Annotated in this window: 11 protein-coding genes; 8 read left to right on the top strand and 3 right to left on the bottom strand. The window is 33.2% G+C overall.

Annotated features, from left to right (window positions below):
* Positions 1-173 precede the first annotated feature (173 nt).
* The 7 genes from OZP08_RS00290 (at position 174) to OZP08_RS00260 (ending at position 5,682) form a co-directional block, all read left to right on the top strand.
* Entirely contained in the window at positions 174-866 is a 693-nt protein-coding gene (locus tag OZP08_RS00290; protein WP_281322708.1) for a tetratricopeptide repeat protein, read from the top strand.
* A 41-nt stretch (positions 867-907) separates the two neighbouring features.
* A complete protein-coding gene (locus OZP08_RS00285; RefSeq protein ID WP_268847757.1) occupies positions 908-2,263 on the top strand; it encodes a UDP-N-acetylmuramate--L-alanine ligase in 1,356 nt (451 codons plus the stop codon).
* Positions 2,264-2,475: 212 nt separating this feature from the next.
* A complete protein-coding gene (gene radC / locus OZP08_RS00280; protein ID WP_281322707.1) occupies positions 2,476-3,198 on the top strand; it encodes a RadC family protein in 723 nt (240 codons plus the stop codon).
* Positions 3,199-3,254: 56 nt separating this feature from the next.
* Entirely contained in the window at positions 3,255-3,758 is a 504-nt protein-coding gene (locus OZP08_RS00275) for an Xre family toxin-antitoxin system antitoxin (RefSeq protein WP_268847755.1), read from the top strand.
* The gene (locus OZP08_RS00270) at positions 3,758-4,216 is read left to right on the top strand and encodes an RES family NAD+ phosphorylase (protein WP_268847754.1); all 459 of its coding nucleotides are present in this window, start codon (positions 3,758-3,760) and stop codon (positions 4,214-4,216) included. The genes OZP08_RS00275 and OZP08_RS00270 overlap by 1 nt, the downstream gene beginning before the upstream one ends.
* A gap of 8 nt (positions 4,217-4,224) precedes the next feature.
* Positions 4,225-4,917: a YjjG family noncanonical pyrimidine nucleotidase gene (locus OZP08_RS00265; protein WP_281322706.1), complete on the top strand. Its 693-nt coding sequence runs from the start codon at positions 4,225-4,227 to the stop codon at positions 4,915-4,917.
* A gap of 3 nt (positions 4,918-4,920) precedes the next feature.
* Complete coding sequence (locus OZP08_RS00260; protein WP_281322705.1) at positions 4,921-5,682, top strand: hypothetical protein; 762 nt, start codon at positions 4,921-4,923, stop codon at positions 5,680-5,682.
* A gap of 43 nt (positions 5,683-5,725) precedes the next feature.
* Here OZP08_RS00260 and OZP08_RS00255 read toward each other — a convergent pair whose 3' ends face one another.
* Positions 5,726-7,003: a replication-associated recombination protein A gene (locus OZP08_RS00255; RefSeq protein WP_268847751.1), complete on the bottom strand. Its 1,278-nt coding sequence runs from the start codon at positions 7,001-7,003 to the stop codon at positions 5,726-5,728.
* 317 nt (positions 7,004-7,320) lie between these two features.
* Between OZP08_RS00255 and OZP08_RS00250 the strand changes: the two genes are divergently transcribed.
* Positions 7,321-8,130, top strand: coding sequence for a rhomboid family intramembrane serine protease (locus tag OZP08_RS00250; RefSeq protein WP_281322704.1), 810 nt, complete (start codon positions 7,321-7,323; stop codon positions 8,128-8,130).
* A gap of 306 nt (positions 8,131-8,436) precedes the next feature.
* Here OZP08_RS00250 and OZP08_RS00245 read toward each other — a convergent pair whose 3' ends face one another.
* The gene (locus OZP08_RS00245) at positions 8,437-9,894 is read right to left on the bottom strand and encodes a SusD/RagB family nutrient-binding outer membrane lipoprotein (protein WP_268847750.1); all 1,458 of its coding nucleotides are present in this window, start codon (positions 9,892-9,894) and stop codon (positions 8,437-8,439) included.
* 4 nt (positions 9,895-9,898) lie between these two features.
* Positions 9,899-13,132 (bottom strand): SusC/RagA family TonB-linked outer membrane protein, encoded by a 3,234-nt coding sequence (locus OZP08_RS00240; RefSeq protein ID WP_268847749.1) that lies wholly within the window; start codon positions 13,130-13,132, stop codon positions 9,899-9,901.
* Positions 13,133-13,708: the final 576 nt, after the last annotated feature.

Raw genomic sequence — 13,708 nt, 5'->3', positions numbered from 1 at the left:
AAGATCATTTGAAGGAGAGTAATATGAAAGCGCAAAAGTCAATAATTTTGCGTTTTTTTTATGGCTAAAATCAGTGTTAGGCAAAGTTTTTTGCAAGAAGAATGATTTAATTCTGCGTTCTATTTTTCGGTTAAAAGACCTCAATTCTTTTAGAAATTCTTTATTTTTGGAGGATGAAATTACTGCTAAGCGTTTTTTTTATATTTCCACTGTTCCTGTTTTCCCAATCTTTTGAAAAAGGGGAAAAGTTGTTCGTTGATGGGAAATTCAAGCAAGCGCAGCCCATTCTTGAAAGTTACCTAAAAAGCAACCCGTCAAACCTTAAAGCCCTTGAATATTTAGGGGATATTTCTGCATACAATAAGGTTTGGGATAAGGCAATTATCTATTATAAAAAACTAAAAACATTGAAACCCACTGAGGCTGATTTTTTCTACAAGTACGGAGGTGCTTTGGCAATGAAAACTACAGAAGTTAGTAAATTTAAAGCCTTGGGAATGATTGGCGAAGTGAGATCTTCGTTTGAAAAAACTATAGCATTAAATCCAAAACATATAGAAGCACGCTGGGCATTAATTGAATTGTATTTGCAATTACCGGGTATTGCCGGAGGAAGTGAATCTAAGGCTATCAGATATTCAACGGAATTAAGGGAATTATCTCCGGTAGACGGGTATTTGTCCAGAGGTCGTATTGAGGAATATTTCAATAGATATTCTGATGCCGAAGAACAATATAAAAGAGCCATTTTAATAGGGAAGTCCAAAGTTTGTTATCAAAAATTGGCTGATCTGTATAAAAATAAAATGAAGCAACCTGATAAAGCCAACAAGGTTTGGGAAGAGTATAAAAATAAGAAGCAATAGAGTAATCGATTATTAGATAAAAGCAATATAAAGTACAATAAATGAAAACACATTTCATTGCCATAGGCGGAAGCGCAATGCACAATTTAGCATTGGCACTACATAACAAAGGATATCAAGTTACAGGAAGTGATGATGCTATTTTTGAACCTTCAAAATCAAGATTAGATAAAAAAGGAATTTTGCCAGCTGAGTTGGGTTGGTTTCCAGAAAAAATCACAGCCGATATTGAGGCCGTAATCCTTGGTATGCACGCCAAAGCAGATAATCCAGAACTCTTAAAGGCGCAGGAATTAGGACTTAAAATATACTCTTATCCAGAGTTTTTATACGAGCAGTCTAAAAATAAAACACGTGTAGTTATTGGTGGTTCTCACGGGAAAACAACAATAACTTCCATGATTTTGCACGTGATGCATTACCATAATATCGAAGTTGATTATATGGTGGGAGCTCAATTAGAAGGATTTGATACAATGGTACATCTTACCGAAGAAAATGATTTTATGGTTTTAGAAGGAGATGAGTATTTGTCTTCACCAATTGACAGAAGACCTAAATTTCATTTGTACCAACCCAATATTGCTTTGATTTCTGGGATAGCTTGGGATCATATCAATGTTTTTCCAACCTATGATTTTTATGTAGAACAGTTTGAAATCTTTATTGATAAAATTACTAATGGAGGAATTTTGGTTTACAATGAAGACGATTCTGAAGTAAAAAGAGTTGCTGAAAAAGCAACCAACCCAATACGAAAATTAGCGTATCATACCCCAAAATATACTGTAAATGATGGAGTAACTTTATTAGAAACTCCTGATGGAGCCATGCCTATTGAAGTGTTTGGAGCTCATAACCTGAATAATTTGGCAGGAGCCAAATGGGTTTGTCAAAACATGGGAGTAGATGAAGCTGATTTCTATGAAGCGATTGCCAGCTTCAAAGGAGCATCTAAACGTTTAGAGAAAATAGCTGAGAGTAAAACCAAAGTAGCTTATAAGGATTTTGCACATTCACCTAGCAAAGTTGCTGCAACTACTAAAGCGGTAAAAGAACAATATCCAAATCGTACAGTAGTGGCTTGTTTGGAATTACATACTTATAGCAGCCTGAATGCTGAGTTTTTGAAAGAATATGAAGGCGCACTAGAATATGCAGATGTTGCAGTGGTTTTTTATTCGCCTGATGCTGTTAAAATTAAGCAGTTAGAAGAAGTGACATATGAGCAAATTGCTAAGGCTTTCAATAGAGAAGATCTGATTATTTATACTAATCCAAAAGATTTCAAAGATTATTTGTTTAACCTAAATCTAGAGAATTCAGCTTTGTTATTGATGAGTTCTGGAAATTATGGGGGATTGAATTTTGATGAGGTAAAAGGGTTGATAGCGTAATTTATCAATTAGATAGTTAGAGAATGTGCCAATTGTTTATACAGTTGGCACATTTTTTATTTTAAGGAGTTTTTCTTATAAATTTTATAAGTTAAAAATGATTTTTTGTTGTACGATTTTTCTCTTTTTAATATTTTAGCAAAAACTTATCCATTTGAATATTAATATTCAAATGTAAGAGTTGTGAGGGGATAAATTTAATTTTAGAAATTATGATTTTTGACGATACTAATTTTTCTTTTATAGAGCAAGAAGTTTTACCTATTACCGATTGGTCAGAAGACGATAAACCTCGTGCGAAGTTAATGCTCAAAGGCAGAAGTGTTTTGAGTGATGCTGAATTGATAGCAATATTGATTGGATCTGGGAGTCGAAACGAATCTGCCGTGGATTTGAGTAAGCGAATTTTGGCCAGTGTTGACCATAATTTGAATGCCTTAGGAAAACTATCTATTGCACAGTTAATGAATTTTAAAGGAATAGGAGAGGCTAAAGCGATTTCGATTGTAGCAGCAATGGAATTGGGAAGACGAAGAAGGAGCGAAGATGTAATCGAGTTGACAAAAATAACGTCCAGCAAAGCGGTTTTCGAAGTTATGCAACCGATAATTGGGGAGTTATCACACGAAGAATTTTGGGTTCTATTCTTGAATAATTCAAATAAAATTCTCTTTAAAACACAATTGAGTAAAGGCGGAATGACAGGAACGGTTGTTGATGTTCGTATTGTATTTAAAATTGCCTTTGAACAAAATGCGGCAGCTATCATTTTGGCACATAATCATCCTTCGGGTAAATTGCAAGCCAGTGATGCCGACATACAAATAACTAAAAAGATTAAAACTGCAGGACAACAATTGGATATTCCAGTTTTGGATCACGTAATTATAACAGAAAAGGGGTATTATAGTTTTGTTGATGAAGGGATATTTTAATAAAGACTTGCGCGAGCGAGACATTTGTCTTACATTTACAGTCAAATGTCTCGTTTATGGAAGCAATAAAATTAAAATCAACTGGAGCTATTGATAAAGCTGTTCAAGTTTTGGTTAAAAGAGTAGAGCAGGATAGAGGATATAAGCTTTTGAATAAGAAAATCACCTATGATGAGTTTTTAAAAAACAGAATGCTAATCATTCATGCTATTCGAGAAGGAATTCCCTATGAACTTTTTAATTTAATAAAAGAGATAACTCCTTTTAGTGAGGAGAACTGGGCTTCTTTCTTAGGGATTTCTACAAAATCACTTCAAAGAAATAAAATCAAAGAGGATTTTATTTTCAAACCGCTACAGTCCGAAAAAATATTAGAATTGGCAGAGGTAACTTCTTTGGGAAATGCTGTTTTTGATACGGAAGAGCAATTTTATTTATGGCTAAACACACCTTCATTTGCACTTGGAAATTTAGAACCTATTGAATTACTCAGAGATTCATACGGCAAAGAAATGGTGGTTAATGAACTGAATAAAATAGATCAAGGGATTTTTGTTTAATGGAAGTTTTTCGATTAACACGCAAAAAATACCCGATTGAGTTATCCGGAAAAGGAGCATCAATTTCGGGAGCACGTTGGAATTCAAAAGGAACCGAGATTATTTATTGTGCACACAGCAGAGCTTTAGCAATGGCCGAAGTTTTGGTTCACCTTTCGCTAGCAACATTGCCTAATGATTTTGTTATGCTAACAATAGATATTCCAGATGATATTTTTGTTGAAATTTTAGATATCAGTAAAGTTAATATAGATTGGAATGTTTTTCCTTGTACCTTTGAGACACCTCTTTTGGGAGATGATTTTATAAGAAGAAACGAAGCTTGTGTTTTGAAAGTGCCTTCAGCGGTAGTAAAAGGAGATTTTAATTTTTTGATTAATCCATATCATGTTGATTTTTATAAAATTAAAATTACTGAACAAACCGATTTTCCTTTCGATAAACGAATTTTTAAATAATACCATTCATGTCTTTTGCTAATAAAATAACTGATATATTCTTTGATTTGGATCACACACTTTGGGATTTTGATGTCAATTCCGAATTGGCTTTCGAAGTTATTTTAAAGAAAGATCACCCAACAATCGAAATTGCCGATTTTATAGAAAAATATGCACCGATCAATCAAGCCTGTTGGAAATTATATCAGTATGATAAAATTACCCATGCTGAGTTAAGGTATAACCGACTTAAACATACATTTGATGCGCTGGAGTATTTTGTTTCGGACGCCCAAATAGATAGTATAGCGCATGACTACATTCAACTTTTGCCCGAAAATAATCGTTTGTTTGACGGAACAATAGAAGTGCTGGAATATCTAGGGAAAAAGTATAAATTACATATTATTACCAACGGTTTTGCCGATGTGCAGTATAAAAAAATCAACAATTCTAATATTGGCGGTTTTTTTAAAACGATTACTAATTCTGAAATGGCAGGAGTTAAAAAGCCAAATCCTATTATTTTTGAATATGCTCTCAATTTGGCTCAAGCCAATAGAGAAAATAGTGTCATGATTGGAGATTGTCTAGAGGCTGATGTACAAGGTGCACTTGATGCTGGTCTTGATGCAATTTTTTTTAATGACAAGAGAATACAAGTAAAACAAAATATTAAGCAAGTAAATCATTTATTAGAACTAAAAAAATATTTATAAAATATGAAACCTAAATTTCTTTTTCTATTGTTATTCGTAGTAAACTACGGTTTTTCTCAATCTATAAATGATTATATAGCAGTTATAGTTCCAACAAAGTATGATTTTATAAAGGAGGAAAATGGATACCGACTTAATACATTGACAAAATTTAATTTGAAGAAAGCTGGTTTTGTTGCTTTTTATACTAATGAAACTATTCCGAATGAATATAACGATAGATGTAGTCTTTTGAATGTTGATGTCTCTAAAGAAAGCGGATTTATGGTAACTAAATTGTATGTCACTTTCAAAGATTGTTATGGTAAAATCGTTTTTAAATCGGAAATAGGTAAAAGTAGAGAAAAAGAGTTTGATGTGGCTTATGCAGAAGCTTTAAATGATGCTTTCATATCTATTTATGCCTTGCATTATAAATATAATGGAGGGGCTGTAAAAAGTCCAAAAACGGACAGTGTTACTTCAGTAATTGCGCCAGCAACAACAACTGCTGTAGTAGCTGCAACGACTGCTGTAAATGTGCCTGATAATGCAGATTTAAATGAGGCTAATATGTTATTTGCACAGCCTATTAAAAATGGATATCAGTTAGTAGACAATACGCCAAAAGTGGTTATGAAAGTATACAAAACTACGAATCCAACTATTTACTCAGCTACAAAAGGAACTTTGCAAGGGGTTTTAATATCTAAAAACAATCAATGGTATTTTGAATATTATCAAAATGATACTTTAATATCAGAGAAAGTTGCAGTGAAGTTTTAATCAATTGTATAACAATAAGATTTTAAAATCTGCAATCCTAATTTTAATAACCATACTTGTCTTTCCATCTATTTTTTAAGAATTCCCGAGTAGTATTTTCTCTAGAATTTGCACCTGGAATATAAATAGGAGTATTGCTTAGGGAATCTGGTAAAAACTCCTGTTCTGCAAAATTATTGGCATAATCATGTGAATATTTATATTCCTCACCATAACCTAACTCTTTCATTAATTGAGTTGGAGCATTACGCAGATGAATAGGTACTGGTAAATCACCCGTTTGCTTTACTAATTGTTGAGCGGTACCTATTGCCATATAAGCGGTATTACTTTTTGGAGAAGTGGCAAGATAAATGGCGCATTGGCTCAAAATAATTCTGCTTTCGGGATATCCAATAGTTGATACAGCTTGAAAAGCATTATTGGCCATAATAAAAGCCGTAGGATTTGCATTTCCTATATCTTCACTGGATAAAATCAGCATTCTTCGGGCAATAAATTTTACATCCTCACCACCTTCAATCATTCTTGCCAACCAATAAACAGCAGCATTAGGATCGCTTCCTCGAATCGACTTTATGAAAGCCGAAACAATGTCATAATGTTGTTCGCCGCTTTTGTCATACAAAACTGTATTTTGTTGTACTAATTCAAAAACTCGGTCATTGGTAATCAAAATTTGGTCTTCAGCGGAGGCATTTACGACCAGTTCGAAAATATTTAATAGTTTGCGTCCATCGCCACCAGAAAGACGCAGTAGAGCCTCTGTTTCAAGTAATTCAATTTTTTTTGTAGCTAAATAGGTGTCTTTTTTTATCGCTCTCTGTAATAAATGTTCCAAATCAGCTTTAGTAAACGCATTCAAAATATATACCTGACAACGAGACAATAAAGCGGGGATAACCTCAAAACTCGGATTTTCTGTAGTAGCACCTATGAGTGTAATCCATCCTTTTTCAACTGCAGCCAATAATGAATCCTGCTGCGATTTACTAAAGCGGTGAATCTCATCAATAAATAAAATTGGATTTTTGGCAGTAAATAAACCACCACTTTGTCTCGCTTTCTCAATTACATCTCTAATATCCTTCACTCCTGAATTAATAGCACTTAAAACATAAAATGGGCGTTTGGATTCTTGAGCGATGATTTGTGCCAAAGTCGTTTTTCCCGTTCCAGGAGGTCCCCAAAGAATCAAGGAAGGGATTATTCCTTTAGTAATTTGTTGGGTCAACGAACCATTTGGGCCAACCAAATGGGATTGGCTGATATAGTCTTCGAGTTTTTGAGGGCGTATGCGTTCTGCTAGTGGTGCTTCCATGTGGTAAAATTACACAATTTTCAGTTTTTATAACTATATTTTTCTGGAGCTATTTCCTGCTGTACATTTCAAGTCCTCGTCTTTTTGACAAAATTTTTAAGTGTTTGTAAGAGCTTCTTTCAGTCGCTTTTCAAACACAAAAAATTTAAGTCAGCAAGACTGCGGGCTTTCCATTTCCATCAGGGCTACGGCTTTTGTTTTCATAACAGAGATTTTTTATATGACAAAATAACATTAAATTGCTTTTGGACACATTTTTGATTTGTTTTATAAGTCTAACAATATAAATGGACTAATAATCTAAGAACTCTATAAAAATGGAAGAAAATCATTTTAAGTTTACGAATGCAGTAGTAGGAGTGCCGCTTTTTTTTGTTTTATTCCTGTGGTTTATATATTGGTTAGAAATTCGTTTTGGTTTTGATTTTGATAATCACGGAATTTTGCCAAGAACTTTTTCAGGATTACAAGGCATTATTTTTAGCCCATTCATTCACTCCAATATTGAGCATCTTTACAATAATTCGATTCCATTGCTAGTACTTTTGGCAGCATTATTCTTTTTTTACAGGAAAGAGGCATTGGGGATAATAGTATATGGAATTTTGCTTTCCGGAGCAATAACTTGGATTATTGGAAGAACTAATTATCATATTGGAGCTAGTGGTTTAATCTATGTATTGGTATCTTTTATTTTTTTTAAAGGAATACAAACCAAATATTATCGATTAGTAGCTTTGTCACTAACAGTAGTGGTCCTCTATGGTGGAATGGTTTGGTATGTTTTTCCAAAAATTGATGAAACCATTTCTTGGGAGGGGCATTTGTCAGGATTGATTGCAGGCTTGGTTCTTACTTTTTTTTATAAAAAAACAGAATTTAAAAAAGTAATAAAATACGATTGGGAACATCCTGATTACGATCCATCAAATGATAAATTCATGCAGCGTTTTGACGAAAATGGCAATTTTGTCAATTTACCAAAACCAGAAGTTGAAGAGGAAGTTCAAATAGAAAAGCATTCATTTTTTAGCTCTCATTCAAATGTTGTTTATGAATATATTGATGATAAATCATCAGATAATATCGAAAACGGAGATGAATCATATGACCATAAAGATGAGTAATAATTGATCTCGATAGTTAGTTTTTTTTCAGTTCAAAATAGAGATTAAAATAAGTTAATGTAGAAAGATAAGTTGTTCTAAATAAAAAAACCACCGCATTGCGGTGGTTAAAAAAATGTTTTTTTAAAGGGTAATATTTTACTTACCCATAATGTATCCAAAGTAGTTTTTTTGTAATTCCTTTGGTGTTTTCAAAGGAGGGTAACGCTAATTTGTTTACTAATTCAAAAAGGTTCAATGGATTTTACCTTATTATAGTGTTATTTACTTATTTACTTACTTGAATGTATGGGTAAGTGTATAACTCTAGTTCTTATCCCAAAACAATTTAGTAGTCATTAAATCTCCACCAATTGCAGCTGAAGCAGCTGCATAATTAGTGCTGTTTTGCGATTTGTCTAAGTGAGAATAAATCATTCTTACAGGTACTTTTCCGTTTGCTGCAGCTACAGCAGTTGGAGGAGCTTGTAAGTTTGGATAATCTAGACGTCTATATTCTGTCCACGCTTCAAAACCTCTATTAAAGTAAGCAATCCATAGTTGATTAGCAATTCTTTGAATAGGTGTTCCTGTTGCTGTAGCAAAAGCTACACTTGGTTGTAATAAGTAGTTAGTTACATCAGCTGATGCTACACCCCAATAAGCCATACTTGCAGTAATTCCTTTGTCGTAGTAAGACTCTGTTGTTCCCCCTACATTATATCCTCTTTCCGCTGCTTCAGCTAAAAGTAGATTTGTTTCAGCATAATCAAAGATTAGACAAGGAAGTTCACGTACTCTAAATTGTGGATTTAAACTTGATGAAGATTTATATAAACTTTTTTTGCCATATACTGCTCCAACATAAACTCCACCTATTTTTGAAGTAGGATCCAAAAATTTATCAATTCTCGGGTCGTTTAATCCATTTAAAGTGTTTACCAAAAACTGAGTTGGATTATAGTGAGGATTTCCATTGAATAAATTGAAAAAAGGATTTCCATTCGGATCTGCATTTAGATATTTAAACACAGCATTGTCACCATTAGAAGAAATCAAACCAGAGTTATAAGCACTTTCAACTGTTGCTTTTGCAGTAGCAGGATTAACATCTACTAAATGCATTCCTAATTTTAATTTAACACAATTGGCATATTTTTTCCACTTGCCTACATTTCCTCCGTAAACTAAATCACTACTTCCGAAACTGGTTGATTGTGTATCAAGGTTTGCAATTGCAATGTTTAATCTATTAATTAAATCTGTATAGATGGTTTCGCCATTGTCATATACAGGTGTTAAGTTGTTAATGTCTAATGCTTGTGAATATGGCATATTACCAAATATGTCAACCAAAGATTGGTAAGCATTTACCATTTGAATTTCTAATATTGCAATTTTGTTTTTTTGTATTTGAACTTCTTCGTCACTAAGTGTCTTTTCCTTTTTGAGGATTTGCTCAGCATTGTTTAAATCTTGAAGAACATCACGATAAAGATTAATGTAGTTGCTATCACTCATTGATCTTATTGTCATGTTGTAATTGGCTTCCTCAACATATTCAGTTTGACATGACTGTTGGGCATACATTCTAAAATTGTTTTGGTTTACATCTGCATTTGCTAAAAAATCAGCATATCGTTTCTGTGCACTTGCCATTAATGAGGCAGGAGTAGCTACTGTAAATGCTTTTGTGTTATCATTTAATTCTGTTAAGTCAGAAGAACATGAAGCCAAAAAGAGTAAACTACTAATTGCAAAGGTGGCTATTGTTATTTTTTTCATTTTTTTAAAATTGAAGTTTTACATTAAAGCTAATTTCTCTAACTGTAGGCATTACACCTGTCTGTACTCCTTGGAAATTTCCAGAAGAAAAACCTGCTTCAGGATCTGCATCAGGAAGATTTTTGCTAATGATCCATAAGTTATTACCGTTTACAGTAAAGTTTACATCGTTAAAAGGTGTTCCGTGTAATATTGATGAAGGTAAGCGGTAGCTTAATGATACTTCACGAAGCTTTACATAAGATGCGTCATAAACAAATGCTTGAGTAGGGAATGAATTATTTCCTAGATTACTATAACCATCGTCTGTTGTTACTGCAGCATATACTGTATTTGGAGTAGTTGTTACACTACCATCAGCATTTGTTGTTTGTTGTACTCCTGGTAAGATTTGACCTCCACCATTTGCAAGCGTGTTTCTAATTGGGAAACCTCTATCATTTGTACCTACTGTACTGTCATATAGTCCTGAACCTTGTCCGTAAGCTTGGTCTAATGAGAATACATCTCCACCTTTTTTAACATCGATTAAGAAACTTAAACTTAGATTTTTGTATTTGAAGCTATTATTTATCCCACCAATCCAATCAGGGTTGATATCACCTATTGTTACCCCAGCTCTAGAGGCATAGTTCCCGTCAGGTTGAACAATACGCTCACCATTTGCGCTATAAACATATCCAGATCCTTTTATAAGTCCATAAGGTTGTCCAACTTCAGCTACTACACTAGTGTTTAAGTTGAATGTTCCAATAGTAACTGAGTTTATACCTGGAGATAAGCTAACTACAGTACTCTTGTTGTTTGACCAGTTTACTCTTGCATCCCAAGAAAAGTCTTTTGTTTGAACAATTGTTCCGTTTAAGCTAACTTCAAAACCTTCATTCTGAATGTCTCCTGAATTGATAACTTTACCAGTATATCCAGTTACAGCAGTTGGTATAACGTTCATTACTTGGTTGGTAGTGTTTGTTTTATAATAAGATACATCAAATCCTACTCTTCTCTTAAAGAATGCCATTTCTAAACCAATTTCTGTACCTTTTGTAAGCTCGCTTTTTAGATCTTGGTTCTTCTTTGTATTTTCATTTGAAAATAATGCAGTGCTACCAAAGTTATCTCCTCTGTCATAAGTAGATTGAATTTGAGCAAAGCTAGCATCACTTCCTGTTTCTGCGTAATTAGCTCGTATTTTACCATAAGTTAACCAATCTGCATCTATACTATTGCTAAAGATATAAGATCCTGAAATAGAAGGATAGCTATATACATTTGAGCCGCTTGGTAATGTAGAAGACGCATCTGTTCTAAAAGTTCCCTCTATGAAGAAAGTGTTTAAATATCCAAATGTTGCACTTTCGTAAATACTATTCGTTCCTAAAGTAATTAAAGATTGTGCAGGAAATAAAATATTTAATTTTGAATTATTCAATGAGTATATTCCTGGTGTTGCTAATCCACCGTTAGTTGTAGCGAAAATGGTTCTTGTGTTAGAACGTCTGATGTTACCTCCAAGGATACCGGCAAAAGTTAAATTCTCAGTAATGTTAGTTTTGAAATTAAAGATCAAATCTGTATTGTATTCGCTGAATGATTTGTCAAATACAGAATAAAATCCTACTCTTCCATTTGCTCTCATTGAACCAACTGCAACTCTTTCTTCTTGTATTTGCGAGTAAGTATCTATAGATCCTTTTGCAGTAACACTTAACCATTTGGCTAGTTCAGATGTTAAACCAAAATTTCCAAAGAAACGGTCTCTATCCATAGTGTTGTAGTTGTTGTATCTTTGATAGTATGGATTGTCGTGATAGTTAATAGTGAAATCATCTGGACCAGTAATATTCCAACTCGTATTTTGGCCAGTAATATTATAAGCATTTTTTAAATCTTTAATGTCTACGTTGGTTTCCCACCATTGTCTAAAACTAGTCATGATGTTGTTACCTCCACTTCCATAACCAGTTTCATTACTTCCAAGTAAACCAGTTTTAGCGTAATTAGCAGTTGCGTTAATTGTAGTTTTTGAACTTAAATTATAACTTGATGAGAAATTAAAGTTATCCTTGTTAGAGTGGCTATTTGGTAATATTCCAGTTTGATCAAATTTTGAATAAGCCAAACGGAAATTTCCTTTGTCATTTCCTGCTGCAATAGCAACATTGTTAGTGTAAGTTGTACTTGGAACAAAAAAGTCTACTGGAGAATGTTTTGCTGCAACCCAAGGAGTCGCTTTACCATATGTAGGTAGAGTTGGGTAGAAAGAGTTCCATTGATATACTAATTGATTTGGATTGAATGGTGCTCCCCAAGATTGATCTGGTTCAGTTGGAGCTACTGGATAGCTACCTCCGTTGTTTATGTCAGTATTAGGATATAATGTAGAATCGTAACCAGCTCCATATTGAGTTTGATAATGTGGCAAAGTGCTTTTATCTGCGTGTCCTATTGTGATTCCACTGTCTACAGTTACGCCTAGTCCTTTTGATTTAGAACCTTTTTTTGTTGTAACGATAATTACACCTCCAGCAGCTCTAGAACCATATAAAGCAGACGCTGCAGTACCTTTCAAAACGTTCATTGTTTCGATATCGTCAGGGTTAATATCAGAAGCACTATTTCCGTAGTCAAATCCACCTATTCCAATTGTTTGGTTTCGTGAATTTGTATTGTCATTATTTAAAGGGATTCCATCTACAACCCATAATGGTTGATTGTTTCCTGTAAGAGATTTAATTCCACGAATCAAAACGTTTGTAGATCCTCCAATGTTACCACTAGTTTTAATAGCAACACCAGAAAGTTTTCCTGATAATGAATTTGCTAAGTTACCTGTGATTACTTTGGTTAAATCATCCCCCTTTATCTGTTGAGTAGCATAACCAAGAGATTTCTTTTCTCTCTTAATACCTAAGGCGGTAACTACTACAGATTGTAGTTCAGTAGAGTTGCTAGATAGCTTTACGTTCACTTTTGTAGAGCTAGCTGACACTTCTTTAGTTGTTAGTCCAACATAACTAAAAATTATTGTTGAACTTGGTTCAGCTTTGATTGAGTATGATCCATCAAAGTCAGTTTGTGTACCCGTTTTTGTACCTTTTATCAATACACTTACCCCTGGGAGAGGGATACCTGCATTGTCAGAAACAATTCCAGAAACGGTTCTCTCTTGTGCAAATGTTATTTGCGCTACAAGTACTAAAAGCAGTACAGAGATCTTGTTTAAATTTAATTTCATTATTAATAGATTTTAATTAGTTCTCACAAAAATCTTATTAATTCTATTTTAATAGTGATACTATCTTATTATTATGTGTGATTATATTAGCATGTGTTTTTTTTGATATTTCTTATGACAACTTGTTTATTAATTAACTACTTGTTAGTCAGTAGTTTGCGCTTTTGTGTTTCTTGTATTTTTTTTTTGTATAGTTTTTTATTTATTTATTTATGATACTAAATTATCATTTTGTAGTAGTATTTATTTGTGTTATTTTTTTTGAAAAATATATTTTATTTTAAGTCTATATTTTTTAGTACTTTTTTTTTGACATTTTATGATTTTGTTTCGATATGCCGTTATAAAAATGTTTTTGTTTAATAGAGTTCTTAACTATTTATGGAATTTAGTGGAGATGATTATAAAGTATTGAATTTTTATTTTTTTTGGGATATCTCAATAGGTGATTTTATTTGGGTTTTGATAACATAGAGCCTAATTTAGGAGAGGTTGTCAACCAAGCGGTGTTTGTTGTTAGTTTAGATTAAATTGAGGTTCAGTTTTTAAAGTGGATAATTTCTTTTGATTGGTTAA

This window comes from Flavobacterium aestivum (assembly GCF_026870175.2).
GTDB classification, from domain to species: Bacteria; Bacteroidota; Bacteroidia; order Flavobacteriales; family Flavobacteriaceae; genus Flavobacterium; species Flavobacterium aestivum.
The sequence above is the reverse complement of the archived record's forward strand: the minus strand, read 5'-3'. Positions and strand labels throughout refer to the sequence as shown.

What these genes read in the sequence shown, in the direction of transcription:
- OZP08_RS00290 (WP_281322708.1), top strand. Translation starts at nt 174, where the DNA reads ATGAAATTACTGCTAAGCGTTTTTTTTATATTTCCACTGTTCCTGTTT.
- OZP08_RS00285 (WP_268847757.1), top strand. Translation starts at nt 908, where the DNA reads ATGAAAACACATTTCATTGCCATAGGCGGAAGCGCAATGCACAATTTA.
- radC (WP_281322707.1), top strand. Translation starts at nt 2,476, where the DNA reads ATGATTTTTGACGATACTAATTTTTCTTTTATAGAGCAAGAAGTTTTA.
- OZP08_RS00275 (WP_268847755.1), top strand. Translation starts at nt 3,255, where the DNA reads ATGGAAGCAATAAAATTAAAATCAACTGGAGCTATTGATAAAGCTGTT.
- OZP08_RS00270 (WP_268847754.1), top strand. Translation starts at nt 3,758, where the DNA reads ATGGAAGTTTTTCGATTAACACGCAAAAAATACCCGATTGAGTTATCC.
- OZP08_RS00265 (WP_281322706.1), top strand. Translation starts at nt 4,225, where the DNA reads ATGTCTTTTGCTAATAAAATAACTGATATATTCTTTGATTTGGATCAC.
- OZP08_RS00260 (WP_281322705.1), top strand. Translation starts at nt 4,921, where the DNA reads ATGAAACCTAAATTTCTTTTTCTATTGTTATTCGTAGTAAACTACGGT.
- OZP08_RS00255 (WP_268847751.1), bottom strand. Translation starts at nt 7,003, where the DNA reads ATGGAAGCACCACTAGCAGAACGCATACGCCCTCAAAAACTCGAAGAC.
- OZP08_RS00250 (WP_281322704.1), top strand. Translation starts at nt 7,321, where the DNA reads ATGGAAGAAAATCATTTTAAGTTTACGAATGCAGTAGTAGGAGTGCCG.
- OZP08_RS00245 (WP_268847750.1), bottom strand. Translation starts at nt 9,894, where the DNA reads ATGAAAAAAATAACAATAGCCACCTTTGCAATTAGTAGTTTACTCTTT.
- OZP08_RS00240 (WP_268847749.1), bottom strand. Translation starts at nt 13,132, where the DNA reads ATGAAATTAAATTTAAACAAGATCTCTGTACTGCTTTTAGTACTTGTA.